General features: G+C 22.3%; 17 protein-coding genes. 7 read left to right on the top strand and 10 right to left on the bottom strand.

Annotated elements, in window-relative coordinates; all coding sequences use genetic code 11:
- The first annotated feature begins 68 nt into the window (after nt 1-68).
- Nucleotides 69-695, top strand: coding sequence for a biotin transporter BioY (locus ACZ5EC_RS10960; protein ID WP_464302525.1), 627 nt, complete (start codon nt 69-71; stop codon nt 693-695).
- A gap of 198 nt (nt 696-893) precedes the next feature.
- Here the strand turns inward: ACZ5EC_RS10960 and ACZ5EC_RS10955 are convergent, their stop codons facing one another.
- From ACZ5EC_RS10955 to ACZ5EC_RS10940, 4 genes are all read right to left on the bottom strand, one after another.
- Nucleotides 894-1,802, bottom strand: coding sequence for an ABC transporter ATP-binding protein (locus tag ACZ5EC_RS10955; RefSeq protein WP_464302524.1), 909 nt, complete (start codon nt 1,800-1,802; stop codon nt 894-896).
- A gap of 123 nt (nt 1,803-1,925) precedes the next feature.
- Nucleotides 1,926-2,855 carry an ABC transporter permease gene (locus ACZ5EC_RS10950; protein ID WP_464302523.1) on the bottom strand — a complete coding sequence of 310 codons (930 nt, stop codon included), beginning with the start codon at nt 2,853-2,855 and terminating at the stop codon, nt 1,926-1,928.
- A gap of 175 nt (nt 2,856-3,030) precedes the next feature.
- On the bottom strand, nt 3,031-4,056 hold the full coding sequence (locus ACZ5EC_RS10945; protein WP_464302522.1) for an ABC transporter substrate-binding protein: 1,026 nt from the start codon (nt 4,054-4,056) through the stop codon (nt 3,031-3,033).
- 246 nt (nt 4,057-4,302) lie between these two features.
- The gene (locus ACZ5EC_RS10940) at nt 4,303-4,431 is read right to left on the bottom strand and encodes a hypothetical protein (RefSeq protein WP_464302521.1); all 129 of its coding nucleotides are present in this window, start codon (nt 4,429-4,431) and stop codon (nt 4,303-4,305) included.
- A gap of 427 nt (nt 4,432-4,858) precedes the next feature.
- On the opposite strand from ACZ5EC_RS10940, the gene ACZ5EC_RS10935 reads away from it, so the two are divergent.
- From ACZ5EC_RS10935 to nfo, 5 genes are all read left to right on the top strand, one after another.
- Complete coding sequence (locus ACZ5EC_RS10935; RefSeq protein WP_464302520.1) at nt 4,859-5,674, top strand: nucleoside-triphosphatase; 816 nt, start codon at nt 4,859-4,861, stop codon at nt 5,672-5,674.
- Nucleotides 5,675-5,882: 208 nt separating this feature from the next.
- Entirely contained in the window at nt 5,883-7,007 is a 1,125-nt protein-coding gene (locus tag ACZ5EC_RS10930; protein ID WP_464302519.1) for a M42 family metallopeptidase, read from the top strand.
- A 519-nt stretch (nt 7,008-7,526) separates the two neighbouring features.
- On the top strand, nt 7,527-7,985 hold the full coding sequence (locus tag ACZ5EC_RS10925) for a Fur family transcriptional regulator (protein ID WP_464302518.1): 459 nt from the start codon (nt 7,527-7,529) through the stop codon (nt 7,983-7,985).
- Complete coding sequence (locus ACZ5EC_RS10920) at nt 7,978-8,763, top strand: hypothetical protein (RefSeq protein WP_464302517.1); 786 nt, start codon at nt 7,978-7,980, stop codon at nt 8,761-8,763. Before ACZ5EC_RS10925 ends, ACZ5EC_RS10920 begins: the two co-directional genes overlap by 8 nt.
- Before the next feature lie 28 nt (nt 8,764-8,791).
- Nucleotides 8,792-9,634 carry a deoxyribonuclease IV gene (nfo, locus tag ACZ5EC_RS10915; RefSeq protein WP_464302516.1) on the top strand — a complete coding sequence of 281 codons (843 nt, stop codon included), beginning with the start codon at nt 8,792-8,794 and terminating at the stop codon, nt 9,632-9,634.
- 31 nt (nt 9,635-9,665) lie between these two features.
- Here the strand turns inward: nfo and ACZ5EC_RS10910 are convergent, their stop codons facing one another.
- Both ACZ5EC_RS10910 and ACZ5EC_RS10905 read right to left on the bottom strand, forming a co-directional pair.
- Nucleotides 9,666-10,289: a DUF1007 family protein gene (locus ACZ5EC_RS10910; protein WP_464302515.1), complete on the bottom strand. Its 624-nt coding sequence runs from the start codon at nt 10,287-10,289 to the stop codon at nt 9,666-9,668.
- Between the two features lie 26 nt (nt 10,290-10,315).
- Complete coding sequence (locus tag ACZ5EC_RS10905; protein ID WP_464302514.1) at nt 10,316-11,275, bottom strand: HoxN/HupN/NixA family nickel/cobalt transporter; 960 nt, start codon at nt 11,273-11,275, stop codon at nt 10,316-10,318.
- Nucleotides 11,276-11,854: 579 nt separating this feature from the next.
- Between ACZ5EC_RS10905 and ACZ5EC_RS10900 the strand changes: the two genes are divergently transcribed.
- Nucleotides 11,855-13,315, top strand: a complete 1,461-nt coding sequence (locus ACZ5EC_RS10900) for an MATE family efflux transporter (RefSeq protein WP_464302513.1) — start codon at nt 11,855-11,857, stop codon at nt 13,313-13,315.
- Nucleotides 13,316-13,392: 77 nt separating this feature from the next.
- Here the strand turns inward: ACZ5EC_RS10900 and ACZ5EC_RS10895 are convergent, their stop codons facing one another.
- The 4 genes from ACZ5EC_RS10895 to ACZ5EC_RS10880 all read right to left on the bottom strand — a co-directional run bounded on the left by ACZ5EC_RS10895 (nt 13,393) and on the right by ACZ5EC_RS10880 (nt 18,286).
- Nucleotides 13,393-14,667: a radical SAM/SPASM domain-containing protein gene (locus ACZ5EC_RS10895; protein ID WP_464302512.1), complete on the bottom strand. Its 1,275-nt coding sequence runs from the start codon at nt 14,665-14,667 to the stop codon at nt 13,393-13,395.
- A gap of 85 nt (nt 14,668-14,752) precedes the next feature.
- A complete protein-coding gene (locus ACZ5EC_RS10890) occupies nt 14,753-15,853 on the bottom strand; it encodes a radical SAM/SPASM domain-containing protein (RefSeq protein WP_464302511.1) in 1,101 nt (366 codons plus the stop codon).
- A gap of 78 nt (nt 15,854-15,931) precedes the next feature.
- The gene (locus ACZ5EC_RS10885) at nt 15,932-17,200 is read right to left on the bottom strand and encodes an MFS transporter (protein WP_464302510.1); all 1,269 of its coding nucleotides are present in this window, start codon (nt 17,198-17,200) and stop codon (nt 15,932-15,934) included.
- A 54-nt stretch (nt 17,201-17,254) separates the two neighbouring features.
- Nucleotides 17,255-18,286, bottom strand: coding sequence for a radical SAM protein (locus ACZ5EC_RS10880; RefSeq protein WP_464304162.1), 1,032 nt, complete (start codon nt 18,284-18,286; stop codon nt 17,255-17,257).
- Nucleotides 18,287-18,305: the final 19 nt, after the last annotated feature.

Here is an 18,305-nt window from a genome sequence, read left to right as displayed (position 1 = left end):
TATTAAATTGACTGGACAATTTTATTTTATGCATTATTTTATTTCAAACTTATTTAATGGAGGTTAAAATGAATATATCAAAACTTAGTTTAAACCATGAATCTAACAATAATATTAAAAAATTATTATTAAACATTTTGTTAGTTTTATCAGGATCATTTATTCTTGCAATTTCATCTAAAATATCTATCCATTTTCCATTTTCCCCTGTTCCTATAACTGCTCAAACTTTTGTTGTTTTACTACTTGGATTTATGTATAAAAAGGAAATTGCAGCTGCTACTGTAATTGCTTATATCATTGAAGGAATATCTGGTCTCCCTGTATTTGCTAACCCTGGAAGCGGAATAGCTTATATTTTAAGTCCAACTTTTGGATATTTAATAGGTTTTGTATTAGCTGCATACACATTAGGTTTTTTAAATGAAAATAAATTTTTTGATAAAAATCTAAAATTAATCAATCTTAAATCAAATAAATTAAAAAATAAGGTTATTTTAATTTCAAAACTTGTTTTATCTCTTATTGTTGCAAATATTATTATTTATATTCCTGGAATATTTTGGTTATCAAGATTTGTTGGTATTCAACAAAGTTTACTATTAGGATTTTACCCTTTTATAATAGGTGATATTCTTAAAATTTCTTTTTTGCTTCTATTTTTACTTAGCATCAAAAATTTTGTAAAAGATTAATATATCCTAAGAAGTAAAAAATATATCTAATAAAATATAATAAGTAAAAAATATAATTTAAAATATTACTTAAAATATAGCTTAAAATATAATTTAAATTATAGCTTAAAATATAGCTTAAAATTGAACTAATAAAACTTAGCTAATCAAACGTTATTAATAAAATATAGCTAATAAAAAATTAAAAAAATACTATAATTATAAATTTTCCATATAAAAGAGTTTAACTATTTCATCAATATCAGGAAAATTGCTCTTTGGTTTATTTAAAATGATTTTTCCCTGTTTTAACATAATTACTCTTTCTCCATATGTAATAGCATCTTTTATATTATGGGTAACCATTATAGTCGTTAATTTATACTTTGAAACTAGCATTTTTGTTAATTCTAAAACAAGATTTGCATTTTTAGGATCCAGTGCAGAAGTGTGTTCATCAAGCAACAAAATATCAGGTTTTGATAAAATTGTCATAACTAAAGCTAAAGTTTGTTTTTGTCCACCAGACAAATTTCTAGCTTTTGTTTTAAAAAAAGGGATAAGGTCAATACCTGTTTCTTCTAATACTTTTAAAATTTCCATATTTGCCTTTCTATTTGAAGAAAACTTTAATCCTCTCATCCCTTTTTTTGTCATTAACAATAGATTTTCTTCAACTGTCAAATCAAGTGCAACATTTAAATCTGGTTTTTGAAATAATCTACCAATAAAATTACTCCTTTTATAATGCATTAATTTTGTAATATCTTTATTTTTTATTTCTATTTTTCCATAATCAGGAACTTCAAATCCTGAAATAATATTTAACAATGTTGACTTACCTGCACCATTATTTCCAATAATAACTAGAAATTCCCCTGAATTTATCTCTAAATTAATATTATTAAGAGCTTTAATTTCAAAATCTGTATTTTTATTGTATATTTTTGTAATATTTTTAATCTTTATTAAATTATTTTTTGAATTATTATTATTAATAATTTTATTTTTATTTTTCTTATTATTTATATTTATTGCTTTATATTTATTTAAAGCTTTATATTTATTCAAAATATTTTTTTCATTTAATGTACTTTTATTCTTTTTTTCTTTCTTTAAAACTATCATTTTTATTACCCTTATTTTTTATTTTGAAACTAACAAAAGTAATCGATTATTCTGCATCAAATCTTACTTTATTCTCCATATTTTTTATTTTGAAAATAGATTATTTATAATTTTTAAGTGAAACTATTTTTTAATTTGTTGTTGTAAACTAAAATATTTAAATAAATTGGTATTTTTTGATTTTGATAAAATTATTGATAAAATTACCAATATCCCTGTAACCATTTTTAAATCATTGGGGGTCATTCTTATTAAATACCCGTAAAATCTACCAAGATACATAATAGTTTTAAAGACAATCGTTCCAATAATAATTCTAAAAATTGATATTAATAATGATTTATCATTAACAACTACTTCACCAATCATTAATGATGCAAGACCCCATATTATAATACCCTGGCCTAAACTTACATCTGCAAATCCCTGATATTGAGCAACTAATCCACCTGAAACAGCAACAAGACCATTAGCCAGCCCAATTCCTATTAATTTTAATAGCTCTGGATTTAAACCTGCATTAATAATTAATCTTTCATTATTTCCCTGTGCCCTTAAAAGAAGGCCAAGCTCTGTAACTAAAAATAAATAAATTAGAAAAAACATAATAATAACAAAAATACCAATAAAAATAACTTCTAATAATTCCTGATTTAATGTTTGAAATATTTTTATGGAATTAATTAAATTTATAAATTCTTTAAAAATTGTAGGTTTATTAATCAATGGAAGATTAGAACGGTTACCAAGAATTCTTATATTTAGTGAATAGATCATAGTAAGAGTCAAAATACCAGATAATAAATCAGGTATTTTTAGTTTATTATGCAAAATAGCTGTAACAAATCCTGCTAAAATTCCTGCAAAAAATGAAAAGAAAAGTGAAAAATAAGGGTTGTACCCATAAACAATTAAAATCGCAGAAATAGAAGCTCCTAGAGGGAATGAACCTTCAACTGTTAGATCAGCAAAATTTATTACTCTGAATGTTAAGAAAACCCCTAATGTTAAAAGACTATATATAAAACCTTCTATTAATATCCCTTCTATCATATCAAATCCTTCATTTTTAATCTTTATTTAGATTTTATCTTTTAAATTTTATTATTGTTTTTACTATCATATATTATTAGAATTAATTATAGCTTTCAATAATTGCTTTTTTAATAACAAAACCCCTCCCTTAATCAACTTTAAGGAAGGGATTTTCTCTATTTAATAGGAGGTACTACTCTACTTTATCAATTACCCTGGTAGCTGAACTTAGTAAATCATTAGAAAAAGCAATACCTATTTGTTTGGCCAGGTATTGATTTAAAATTAGATCTAAATCCTGTTTTTCAGTCATGTAATAAACTGGCTTTTCAAAAATGTCTTTTCCTGATAAATAGGATACTACAAGTTTACCTGTTTTATAACCTACATTATAGTAATTAAATCCCAGTGAAGCCAATACAGGATATTTTTCAGCAGAACTTGGGTCTGCTGTAATTAAAGGAATTTTATTTTTATTTACCACTTCCAAAATAGAATTTATTGCTGAAAAAACTGTATTATCGTTTCCCAGATATATTGCATCAACTCTATTAATTAATGATAAAATTGCCTGTTTTACTTCTGCAGAATTTGTTACAGTTGCAAATACTGGTTCAATCCCTTTCTCTTCACACACTTTTTTAAAGATATTTGCAATAGTTATTGAATTTGATTCATTAGAATTGTATATGTTACCAATTCTTTTAACATTTTTAATTTTCAACAGAGTTTCAATTTGCTGTTTTACAGGTGTCATATCTGAAATTCCTGTAATTTCCCTTTTTTGTCTTTCTACTGTAGAAGTTATTATTCCAGCACTTACTGGATCAGTAACAGCAGAATAAATAATTGGTGTATTTTGTATCGTATTTACAATTGCTTGTGCTGTAGGTGTTGCAATTCCAATTGCTAAATCAACTTTCTCACTTTTAAATTTATTTGCTATTTGCATAGCGGTATTTATATCACCATTAGCATTTTGTAAATCAAACTTAACATTACTAATTCCTCCATCATTAATTGCATCAATTATCCCCTTTTCAATAGCATCAAGAGCTGGATGCTTAACAATTTTAGAAATCCCTATTAAAATCTCTTTTTTTGTTTGTAAATTGCTATTCGTATTATTAGCACTCTCTTTTTTTGAACATGAAATCATTAAAATCATCAATATTGTAAAAATTATATGTACTATTAAATATTTATTTTTTATTTTCATTTTTATCCCCTTTTAGATTTCTTTATTAATTTGTTTTAAGCAACATTTTTATCTTTTAAACACTTATATTTATATTATACTTATTTTTTGAAATTTTATTTTAGTTTTTTAATTTCATTTAATTTTTAAAATTTTATTTTTTTTCAATTTTAATTTTATCATTTCATGAAATTACTATAATTTTTACTTTTTTATTTATTAATTTTTAATTAAACTTTTTTTCGCCTATAAATCATTTGATATGAACTAAGACCAGACATTTATTGAAAAATAGATTTTAATTTTTATTATTTTAATAAAATCAGTTAATCTATTTGAATAGTATTTACTATTTATATAAATAAATTTTAATATTGTGTTTAAACTACACTTCACTTTTCACCCCTTTTGTTTGAATTTTAAACTATATAATACCTGCAAAATAAATAAGTAAAATTTTAAATTATTTTCACATGATAGCAGGTATTAAATTATATATAATACCAGTGCCACCAATAATAAGAAGAAATTGACTTATTTTGATTTTTTAAAGTGGAAGAAAAAGAATAATAAGAAAAATTTGAAGAAATTTTGTTTTTCTTCATAATTTGATTTCCAATAAATTATATTTATTAGCTCTTCTAATACCTGATTAAGATATATATAAATGAAAAAACATTAATTTCAACATTTTTTTACATTTTTTTAATTTTTATAATATCTTTTTGTTTTTTTCATAATATTTTTTTCTATAAGGAATTCTTTATTTTTCGATATATAAATATTAAATTGATTAAATATGTAAACTTTTTATATTTTAGCTATGAGATACAAAAATAAAGCAAAAATATTTATTATATCTGGTAGTGTTAACACTGGAAAAACAAGACTTCTTGAAATGTTTATATCTCTAATAAAAAATGATAATTTAAAAATTTCAAATCAAGATAATAAAAATACAAATTTCAAAAATATAAATTTTTTGAAAGATAAAGTAAATAAAATAAACAAAATAAATAAAACAAATGAAATAAATAATAATAAAAACAATTTTAATTTTTTACCAAAGGATAATTTACAAAAATTTGCATCATTTATCCTAAATAAATATTATATAGAATTTGAACTCCAACCTTTTAAAAAAAAACTTAATTATAGTTTATTAGACAAAAAACATAATTTTCTTAAAACTGATAAACTTATTTCAGAAAAAAACATCAATACTATTTTAAATACCCAATTTGATGGAATTTTAAGTAAAAAAGTTTTTCTTGATGGAAAACATATTGGCTATAATATTGTCCATATTTTAGATGAGAAAACCTACCCTCTGGGATTTAAATACAAATATTTCCCTGACAATCTTGAAATTGCTTATAAAATCTCAAAGTATCGATTTTCCAAAATTGGGTTTGATAAGGGAAATTATATTGTTATTAATTCAATTAAAAAAGGGATAAAAAATATTATAATTGATGAGATTGGATTTTTAGAGCTTTTTCATGAAGGATTTTACAAAGGATTAAATTTTGCATTAAACCAAAAAATAAATCTTTTTTTAATTGTTCGAGATTTTCTGGTAAAAGCATTTTTAAAAGAGTTTAATATTAACAATTATTACTTATTTAAATTAAAGTAACTATTTAAAATTAAGTAAAATTTTATAATCTAAAACTTTAATAAAGGTTAAACTTTATTTAAAGTAAAACTTAAATTTTTAAAAATTGTAAAATGAAAAAACAAATTCAAAAATTATAAGCTTTAAAATTAAAAAGAATTTAGAACTATTACTTGAAATTACTATCTATTATGTTAAGAATACCAAAACACATTTCAAAGGAACAATTATGCAAAAACAAAATGAACATGAAAAAATTGTTGATTATATTAAAGACCTTGTAAATATACCTTCCCCTACTGGTTTTACACATTTTATAACAGAATATCTTGTTAATAATGCTAAAGCAAAAAATATTGATTTTGAAATTACAAAAAAAGGTTCAGTAATTTACAAATTTTTAGGTGATTTTAATTCTTCAAAGCAACAGAATAAAGAAAACAAAACAAATTTTAATGATACTAAAAATATTTTATTTGCTGCTCATGTTGATACATTGGGAGCAATTGTAAGTAAGGTTAAAGATTATGGATTAAAATTTAGTTCAATTGGGGGATATCCAGCAATTTATGTTATTGGTGATTACTGTAAAATTCATACTTTTGATGGCAAAATCTATTCAGGCACTATACTTCCTGAAAATCCTGCTGTTCATGTAAATGACTCACTTAGTGATAAAAAATTTAAACTTGAAGATCTTTATATTAGAGTAGATTTAGATTTAAATAAAAATAATTTATCAAAAAACAAAAACAATGATCCAAATCAAAATAAAGAACAGGAAAAAATTAAATTAACAGATATTTTCTCCAATGGTAATTTTATATCATTTGATCCAAAATTTGATTACATTGATGGATTTGTTAAATCCCGTCATTTAGATGATAAAGCTTCAGCTGCTATCTTTCTGTATCTTTCAGATTTAATTAATGAAAAGAAAATTACATTTAAAAATAATGTTTATTTTTATTTTAATATTACAGAAGAAACTGGGCAGGGAATTGCAGGTTTTGCTGATATTGATGAAATGATAATTGTTGATATGGGATGTGTTGGAGATAAAGTTGAAGGTGATGAATTTTCAGTTTCAATTGCTGCAAAAGATAGCTCCGGACCATATAATTATGAAATTACCCAATCCCTTATTCAACTAGCTCAAAAAAATAATATAAACTATAAAGTAGATATTTTTCCTTATTATGGTTCTGATGGTTCTGCTGCTTTACGTGCTGGAAATGATATAAAAGTAGGGTTAATTGGACAGGGAGTTTCAGCATCTCATGGATACGAAAGAACCCATCTTGAAGGTCTTAAAAACACTTTTAAATTAATAAAAGCTTATATTGAAAACTGATTATTTTACATAAAAAATGTAATTTATATAAATAATAAATTTATACCTTTTTAAATTTTAAACCCTTTAAATTAAATCTTTATTTTTAAATTAATCTTTAATAATTCAATTTATTGAAATAATAAATTTTTATAACTTAATTTTTTATATATGATTTTATTGTATTAAAAAATTTTTAAATTAATCTTTTATATTATATTTTGTTATCTCATAAAAACTTTAAATCTAATCTTTTTTCTCTTGCTTTATTATCTTAATATTTTTTTTGATTTAATCTTTTATATCCTACCTTATTATATTAAAAAATTATTCAATAAAACTTTTAATCATCATTATCAAATATTTTTATTTTATAAAAATTATTTTCACAGTTAGTGTAATTTTCTTTATAAACAAATATCCTTATATTTTCTTGACAAATTTATTATTTATTTTATTGATAATTGTTATCAATAAAAATCATTTTTTATATATCAAGTTACTATAAACACTTTGAATTACGATTTTAAAAGAGGATTTATGAAAAATAAAGAAATTAAAAATATATTTAACAATTTTTTAAAACAAAATAATTTAAGAACAACAAAACAAAGAGATTTAATTCTTAATATCTTTTTACAAAAAAAGCATATTACAATAGAACAATTATATGAATCTGTTAAAAAGAAAGACAATACAATTGGAATTGCTACTGTTTATAGAACACTAAAACTGTTTTGTGAAGCCAATATTTGTAATGAAATAAAATTAAGGGATGGAACTTCAAGATATGAGCCGGTTATATTTTCAGAACATCATGATCATTTAATCTGTATAAACTGTGGAAAAGTCATAGAAGTATTTGACAAAGAGATTGAAAATATCCAGATGAAAATTTGTAAGGAATATGACTTTGAACTTATTGACCACAAACTAACTTTATATGGATTATGTAAAGAATGTAGAGAAAAATTAAAAAAAGAAAGAAATCATGATTAAAAGAAAACTAAATACTAATATCAATAAATATAATTTTAATTTAACTTTTAAGTTAATAACCCTTTTACTCATATTTTTGTCTATTTTTATAATCTATTTTTTACCAGAGACTTTATTAGCAACAAATATTAATAAAAAAGATATTATCACCAGAAAATATTTACCAATATTTATGGTTCCAATTGTTGACCTGAAAGGTAAAAATGATTTAAAATCTGTATTTTTGAATGAATTAATTTATTCTCCTTATACAAATATTGATTTAAATAAAGATAAAAATTTTATTTTAAATAAATATAATAAAGATTTTAATCTAAAAAACAAGATCAAACTATTTAACGAACTTATAAAAAAGAATATTTTAAAGCTGGAAATTACTGTTGTTTTTAAAGATGAGGATCATCCTGATAATTTAAAAGATTTTTTTTATGATATTTATAGAAGGTTTAAATATCATAGAGTCGATGATGTTGAAACCTTTTTTATATATTATGAAATTTTAAAAAATCCTTTTATTAAATTACAACCTTTATTTGTATTTTTTCCTGACACATATAGTTATAATCAAAAATTTCTTGAAAAACATATCAAACATTATAGTGATATAATAAAAATTGAAGATTTTAAACTAATTGGGAAAAGACCAATAATATTTATAAATACATGGAATCATCTATTTTCAAATAGAAACAATAATAAAAACCTTGAATTAATTGATTATAGTAATTATAATATCTACAAGGGTTCACGACAATTTGTTGAAAGCACTTATAGATAAAAAGATAAAAAAGATAGAGGATTAATAAATGAAATATGTGGGAGCACATGTTAGTGCTGCAGGTGGAGTTCAAAACGCACCTCTAAATGCTATTAAAATAAATGCTAAAGCTTTTGCTTTGTTTACAAAAAATCAAAAAAGATGGTATGCAAAACCTCTTGAAAAAGAAACAATTGAAAAATTCAAAACAAATTTAAAAAAATCTAAAATTTTACCTGAACATGTTTTACCACATGACAGTTATTTAATTAATATTGGAAATCCAGATCCAGAAAAAAGAGAAAAATCCATTAATGCTTTACTTGATGAACTTATAAGAGTGGAACAGCTGGGACTCTATTATCTTAATTTCCATCCAGGAAGTCATTTAAAACAGATAGACGAAGAAGAATGTTTAAATCTTATTGCAGATGGTATTAATTATATTCTTTCAAAAACTTCTTATGCAACTTTAGTTTTAGAAACAACTGCTGGTCAGGGAACAAATGTAGGTTATAAATTTGAACATCTTAAATATATTATTGAAAAAGTTAATGATAAAAGTAGAATTGGGGTTTGCATAGATACATGTCACATATTTGCTGCAGGTTATGATTTAAGAACAAAAGATGCATATGAAAAAACTATGAAACAATTTGGAGAAATTATTGGTTTTAACTATTTAAAAGGGGTACATCTTAATGATGCAAAAGTTGAATTAGGGAGTAAAAAAGATAGACATCATAGTATTGGTAAAGGAACTTTAGGGATTGAACCTTTTAAATTTATTATGAATGATAAAAGATTTGATGATATCCCTTTAATACTGGAAACAATTGAACCAGAAATCTGGGAACAGGAAATAAAATTACTTTATAGTTTAATTAAATAATCCTGGATAATAAATTTATATTTTAAAAAACTTAACCTTTATAAAATGTAAAATAGATTTTACCAGCATAATCAATTTTTGCATTTACAATTTTTGCTTTATACCCTTTTATATATATTTTTGATTGTGGACAGGTAAAAGCAGTATATAAGGTGGGATCTGCAAAATCGATTTCAAGAGTTTCACCGCTTTCATTATATTCTATATTTAAAGGGATAAAAAAGTTATATTCAACAACCTCATCTTCAGGATCAATTGAAGCTTTAAAATCTTGAATTTCTATATTTTTTATCTCTTTGCTACCCAATTTAATTTTGATAAAGTAGTTATATTTTTCTAATTGTTCAAAATAATATTTATATACATCTTTTATCTCATCTTCACTAAAAGAATCATCAAAATCCATATCACAATCTGAAATTATCTGATAACTAAAATTTGGGTCATAAATCCAGTTAATTTTTAACCCTTTTAATCCATTTTCATCAAAAACAACCTGAACCTGTGCATTTATAAAAACATGGGGATGCGCAGATATAGTTTTAGTATTTATAAAAAATAATATAAATATTAGAAAAATATTTAATATCATCAATCTTGAAAAATAAATAAAATAATACCCAATCTTATCAAAACTTAATTTTTTAAAATTCATTTAAATTCTCCATATAAATAAAAACATTAGTGATGAGGAAAGGCACTAATATATCCCCTATACATAATATATAACCCAATTAATATGATTAAAACATTACCTGTATATCCAAAAACATTTCTCAATACAATCGTTATTTTAGACTTTTTACCTACAGCTTTTGTTAATCCATCCCTTGTTTTCATTGTGTAGATAGCTATAAAATAAAGAAGAATTACCATTGAAAGGGTAAGTGCTAATACTGACATAAAACCAACCCATAAAATATTGTATGCAAAACATATCATCATAATTGTCATGGATAAAGGACATGGCACAATACCTACAGAAAATCCAATTAAAATATTTTTAAAAAAAACTTTTTTCTTTGAAAGAGGCTCTTCCCTTTTATTATTTTTTTCATCAACTTCTTCTTCTAAATTAATACCTTTAATTTTAACTATTTCATGTTCTTCTTTTTTTAGAATTCGCAAAATCAAATAGAAAATCCCCAATATAAAAACAATAGCACCTGAAGCAATTGTAAAATAGTACTGTACTTTAATTCTTGCAAACCCTTTTAGAGAAGTTAATACAGTTTCAAATAATAAAGCTAAAATAACAGCAGTTGATGTATGAATAATAGAAATAATTATTGATAAGGTTAAAGCATCATATTTTGTTGTATGAGGTTGCAAAAAATATGATGCAACAATTGTTTTTCCATGTCCTGGACCAAGAGTATGAAAAATTCCATAAACAAAAGAAAATCCAATAATTATCAGAAAAACATTTAAATCAAAACCTTTTCTTAATTTTCTTAGCAACTTATTTATATAAATATTCCCTTTTCGTTGAAGATCATAAAATTGAGCTACAATAGATTTGTGAAGTTTAGGTTTAGAATTAAAATTTTTATTATTATTAGATGTACTTTGAGAGAATATAAAAATAGATGTTATAAAAACCATTAAAAAAAAGAAAAAAAATAATTTTAGTTTTTTCATTTCTCAATATCTCCCCTATAAATATATATTATTTTTTTAATTATTAAATTTGTTTTTTAGTTGTCAAATTTATTTTTATTAATATTACCTATTTTTAATTTTATTTTTTTATATGTTACTTTAATATTTTTTTTTAAAATATAAATTTTTTTTTAAAATTAATTTTTTTAATATTACTTTTTTTAATTATTAATTTTTTAATTATTAAATTTACTTTTATAACTATTATTAGAATTTTTTTTCATTAAGTTATCATTTTTAAAAGTAATAGATTTTTACTTGACAATATTATTTAATCTTCTTAATTTTATTAAGTAAATACTTACTACTTTTCTTATAAATTTATGAATATCTACTACATAACAAAGTAAAACATTAAACAAAAGTCTATTTAAAGTATAAAAATGAATAAATCTCATACTTAAAAATTTTTCAGGATTTAATCTATTAAAAGAAAAAAATAAAAAAATTCTCAAGATTTTGATAAAATTAATAATCCTCTAAAAGATAAAAGTAATAATACTGTAAAAGATAAAAATAGTAAAATTTAAAAAAAATGAAAGGGGATAAACTGATAATATGAAATTGGACAATAACAATAACAATAACAATAAAAATAAAAATAAAAATAAAAATAATAGCAATAATAATAATCTTAATTTTAATTCAAGAAAACCAAGTAAACATGTTAAAACTTTATTAGGTGATCCTAAAAAAGCTATAATTAAAATTTCTGTACCTATGATGATTGGAATGCTTGTGCAGACAATTTACAACCTTGCTGACGGTATATGGGTTTCCGGGCTTGGTCCAGAAGCATTATCTGCAATAGGTTTATTTTTCCCATTCTTTCTTGGAATAATCGCAATTGCTGCAGGAATTGGTGTTGGAGCTAGTTCTGCAGTTTCTAGAAAAATTGGAGCAAAAGATATTAAAGGTGCTGATAATGTCGCAGAACATTCAATTTTACTTGCTCTTCTTTCAGGAGTAATTATTACATCAATTTTTCTTCCATTCTTAAAACAAATTTTCTCTTCAATGAGTAAAAATCCTTTAACAACTGAACTATCAGTATCTTATGCAAAAGTATTGTTTTGGGTTTCCACTATTATGATATTTAATAATATTGCTAATGGAATCCTTAGAGGAGAAGGTGATACAAAAAGGACAATGTATGCTATGTTAACAGGTTCTTTATTGAACATTGTTCTTGATCCTATATTTATTTATGTTCTTCATTTTGGAGTTGTTGGTGCTGCTTATGCTACTGCTTTATCATTTTTTGTTACTTTTATTTTAATTTTTTATTGGTTATTTATTAAAAAAGATACTTTTGTTAAAATAAAATTAAAAAACTTTAAATATAATCCTGAAATATTAAAAGATATTTTTAAAGTTGGGATTCCAAGTTCACTTTCCCAATTAGCTATGTCTCTTGCTATGTTTTTTATTAATTTAATCATTGTATATGTGTATGGCGATAGAGGTATAGCTATTTTTACAAGTAGCTGGAGAATAACTATGTTTGGTATTGTTCCTCTATTGGGTATGGCTGCTGGAACAACTGCTGTTACAGGCGCAGCGTATGGAGCAAAAGATTTTAACAAACTAAAAACTTCTTATCATTATGCTGTTAAAATAGGGGTTATTATCGAAACACTTGTATTAATTATAGTTTTAATTTTTGCAAAACAAATCTCATACCTTTTTACTTACTCACAAAGTTCTAAAGTTATTTCTTCAGATTTAATTAAAACATTGAGAATCATTATCCTTTTTATCCCTTTCACTCCTTTAGGAATGCTTACCTCTGCAATGTTTCAAGGTATTGGTCATGGACTAAAATCCCTTATATTAACTTTTTTAAGAACCTTGATCGGACAAATATTTTTTGCATGGTTATTTGCAGTTATTTTTAAATTAAGTATTTTTGGTGTCTGGATGGGTATTGTAACTGGAAATGTCTTATCATCATTTATTGGTTATTCCTGGGGATACTTCACACTTAAAAAATTAAAAAAAGAATTTGTTAAGGTTTAAAATAATATTTAATGCTTATATATTTTTATATTTTATTTATAATTTCTTTTACTTAAATCACTTCTTAAATTATTTTATTAACCTTCTTGAACTTTACTATTTTGATTAATTTCTGAGATTATCTTCGCATTATTACAAAAATATAATAATTTTTTATTCCAATTTTCATAAAAATCATAAGCAAGGCACCTATTACAATATTCTTCATATTGGCATGATTTACACGATTCAGGAATTTGATAAATTCTTGATTTTAATACTTTCATTGATAATGAATTTTCCCACAAATCATTTATACTTGATTTTGTTAAATTTCCTATTTTAAATCTATATAATTCACATGGATATAAATCCCCTTCTGGATTAATCCATAATTTGCTTCTTAAAGCTGAACATCTACTTTTCTGGAAAACAAGAAATCCTCTATTATATAATTCTTTAATTATTTTTTTGTTAGTTATTTGAAAATTTTCTGTACTAATAGAGTCTTTTATATCAGGCAAAATTTGAGTGCTCATCTCAAATTTTATATTTTTATTAGAAAAATATTCCCCCATAATAATTGCTTCATCAACATTCAAATTTGTAATAGGTATTTTTAAATAAAAATATATATTTGTGTCTTTTAATATATTAATTAATTTATTAATTTTTTCATATGAGCCATTAAAATTAGTAAAATTATCAAACCTTTCTTTATTAAGAGAATGATAAGAGAAAGTCAATTCAAAATGTTCAAGACTTTCAAAAAATTTAATTAATTTTTCATCTATTAAATATCCATTTGTTTGTAATGTTGTTATAAATCCAAGTTTTGATGAATATTTTAATATTTCTTTAATATCTGGATGTAACAGTGGTTCTCCACCTGTTAAAAATAGGTAAACAACACCTATATCCTTAAGTTGTTTTAGTATCTTTTTTACCTCTTCTAAATCAATTTTTTTAGTGCTTAATCTTTTTACAAAACAATACTTACAGGAAAAATTACAATTATAAGTTAATTCAAACTTTGCATATATTGGTGTTCTGGATATATATGCAAAATTTTCCAGTTTTAAATAATTATTTTTATTACTTATTTTAATATTATATTCTTTATTATTTGATTCTACTATAAATCCTCCATCTATTAATGCTTGAATTTCTTTTTTAAATAATCTATATTTATTTTCTATCTCATTTAAAGTAAATTCTTTATCTTTTATTTTAATTAAAAAATCAATATATTCTTTTTTTAAAAAGTATATATTATGAATTCCTTTCTTATCCCAGATAATATAATTTTTAGAATTTCTTAATTTAAAAAAAAGCAAATTTTTATTTATTTTGTATTTATTTTCACTAATCAATCTTATCCTCCATTTCCTGTTTACTTTAATTTTATATTTTATTTAAAATTTATTACTATTAAATAAAACTAAGGAATTTATAATTTCAACTTTCTGTTTTATTATATAATTCAAATAATTGTTTAGGTTTATAACATAATTGAGATAAATATTCCCCTTTATTTGATTCTCTATAGGTTTTTACTTCACCAGCACAATAATGACAATAATCTTTATACATACAGGTTTCACATTTTTCAAAAACTTTACCATTGTAAAAATCTTTTTTTAATATAAATTTTAATTTTGCAGAATTCCATAACTCAAAAAAATCATTATAGAGCAAATTCCCGATGACTTCTCTATATTTTATACATGGAAGTAAATTCCCATTTTGATCTATTAAAAAGTGGGATTGAGCTGCACCACAACTCAATTTTATTTCTTTTAATTCAGGAAATATTTTTTTTATATTATTATATTTTTCTTTTTTAATTATATATTTAAAATTTCTTTCTACATCATTAAATTCAGGTCCTACATCTATTGCAAAATTAATATGAATATTAAGTGATTTTTTTAATTTTGAATAAAAATCAATTTCATCAACATTTTCATTTGTAATTGAAGCATTTATTTGAATTGGTATATTGCTTTTTGTCAATTTTTTTATATTATTAATTATTGTTCTATAACTTCCAGGTACACCAGTTAATTTATCACAATGGCTTTCTATTGGAGAAAGTAATGAAATATATAAAGAAAACAAATTTACTTTTTTAAGTTCCTCTATTAATTTATCATTTAAAAAATAACCATTTGTAAGTATTGTTAAAATAAATTTTTTATTTTTTATGTATTTCAATATTTCAAATAGATCTTTTCTTATTAAAGGTTCTCCCCCAGTAAGTTCTAAAAATACTATTCCTATTTTTTCTAATTTATCTAATATTTTTTTAATATCTTTTAGATTAAGACTACTTTTATATTTTAAACTTCTTGCATAACAAAAATAACAATTAAAATTGCAATTACCAGTAATCTCAAATTTTACTTTTAAAGGAATTCTATTTTTTTTACAAAAGTCAAATATTTCTTTTTTACCTTTTAAAATTGTGCCATCATTTAGTAAATATGCTATTTTAAAATTTTCAGGATTAACATATATTGTTCCTGATTTATTCTTTTTTATTATATATTCTGACATTTACTTTTTTTAAATTAATTTTAATTCTTTATTTATTACCTTAAATATTTTTAATAAAAGTAATATATATTAATTGAATCAGACATCTTTTAGAGTACCATTAAATAAAACAAATAAAACAACTAATAAAATTATAGAACCACCTATAATAAATGAATAAAATGCTCCTAAAAATTGGATTAATACACCATTTAAAGCAAGTGCAATTGGTTGTCCTATTACTGATATTGATTTTGAAGCAGAAAATATTCTTCCCTGTAATTCTTTTGGTGTATGTATCTGAAATATTGTAGGGATTGAAATATTGGTTAAACTCATAAATATTCCCATAAGGAAAAATAGCAATAAAAATGCAACAAGTACCAATTTAGTTATTACAAAGGGATAAATAGCTAATAACAAAAATATTAAGCCTACTCCAGCTGAACCAGTTATAAATAAAATTCCATTTCTTATTTTCAAACCACCAAAGATGAATGAACCAGATATAACCCCTGCTGTCATTATTGATATAGCATATCCCATATATTGAGGTGGTTGATGAATTATATTTTTTAGATAAAAAGGTAATAAAATTATTAATGGTGCTCCCCCAATATTTAAAAATAACGATACAAATAAAATATTAGAAATTATTCTATTTTCTTTGATTGCTTTAAATCCAGCTTTTAAATCTTTGAATATATTACTTTTGTTATCTATTTTATTTCTGTTTACCTTTTCAATATATTGAGAATAAGTATCTTCTTGCCTAAATTTAAAAATAAGTATAAATATAAAAAAAGCTGATAACAAAAATGAAAGAGAATCAAAATAAAAAGCTTTTGTTATTGTATAATTTGAAACTAAAAAACTTCCAATTGCATTACCAATAATAATTATAATGCCTGTACTCATTGAAAATAAAGCATTTGTAGATCTGAGATTGTCTTGTTTTACTATTATCGGGATAAAAGATTGTTTTGCTGGCATATTCAAAGATTCGCAAATACTTGAAAAAAAAGCAACAAAAAATATAATCCATAATATATAAAAATTTTTAATAAAAGCTATAGGTATTAATAAAACTAAAAATGTTCTTATAATGTCAGTTTGAATTAAAATTTTAAGTTTTTCATTTTTATCAACTATTGCACCCGCAATAGGTCCAAAAAACAGATTTGGAATAATTGAGACTATAGCTACAGTTGACATTAAAAGAGCATTTTTAGTTACAAAGTATACTATATAAACAAGAGCTACTTCATGTACTGCATCTCCCATACGAGATATTAAAGTAGAACTTAATAAAAGCAATGCCAGTCTGTTTTGAATAGCATTTTTATAAGTTAAAATAAATTGTTTCATTACTGTTTCCTTATACTATCTTATTATTTGAATTAAACAAAAAAAAATTAATAATTATTTCACTTCAGCTTTAGTTAAAAATTTTATTGTATTTTCATAAGTCTTATAAACATTTTTTTTAAGAACTTCAAACTTTTCCTTATCTTTTTTTAATAAAGAATATAACATATTTGATGTTAAACTTATTAACATTTTATAATAATAATCAATATGAGGTGATAAAGCTGGATGGTTTTCATCAAAAAATATATCTCCAGCACAAATATCCCCAATATATCTTTTATAATTTAAGTCTTTATTTATTTGTTTAGATAAATTTTCAATTTTCATTTTTTCATATAAAATATCATATATTTCATTAAATTTATTGTTTGATAAATCTTGTATATTTGCAATCAAATAATTATTTTTATTAAATAAATAACAAGGATAAATATTTCCATTTGGAAATATAGTTATATTATTTATTATATTACAAATATATTTATCACTTATTGTTTCCTTTTTATATCTAAACAATAATTTATAAATTACTCTAAATAAAAAATTTTCATAAATATAATTATTTTCAAAATAATCCAGTTCAGTCAATTTAGTTATGACAACTCCTATAAATTCTATTAAATAAGTTTTTAATTTTTCATACAATTGTACTTCATTTAATTGAAATTCTTTTTGATTTATTACAAAAACTGGTTGAATTTTAATCGTATTGCTAAATAGATTTAAAAAAGTAACTAAATTTAATAAAGAAATATTTTTCATTATATGAAAAGGGGTATATGTTGCTTCAATTGCAAATTTTATTTTGTTTTCTTTTAATTTTTTCATATTTTGTATTATTGTATTAAATGATCCTTTTCCAGATTTAAATGGTCTTAGATAATTCTGGATGTTTTCTTCCCCATCCAGAGAAATTGAAAAAGCAAGATGTCTATTTTTAAAAAATTCAATCATCTCATCATTTAAAATAGAACCATTTGTTGAAAATCCATATAATATTTTTTTTGAATTATTTTCCATAAATTCAATAGTTTTTCTTATTATTTCAAAATTTAGAAGAGGTTCTCCACCAAAAAATTTTATTGTATTTAAATTAACAAAA

This window comes from Exilispira thermophila, assembly GCF_055389015.1.
The sequence above is the reverse complement of the archived record's forward strand: the minus strand, read 5'-3'. Positions and strand labels throughout refer to the sequence as shown.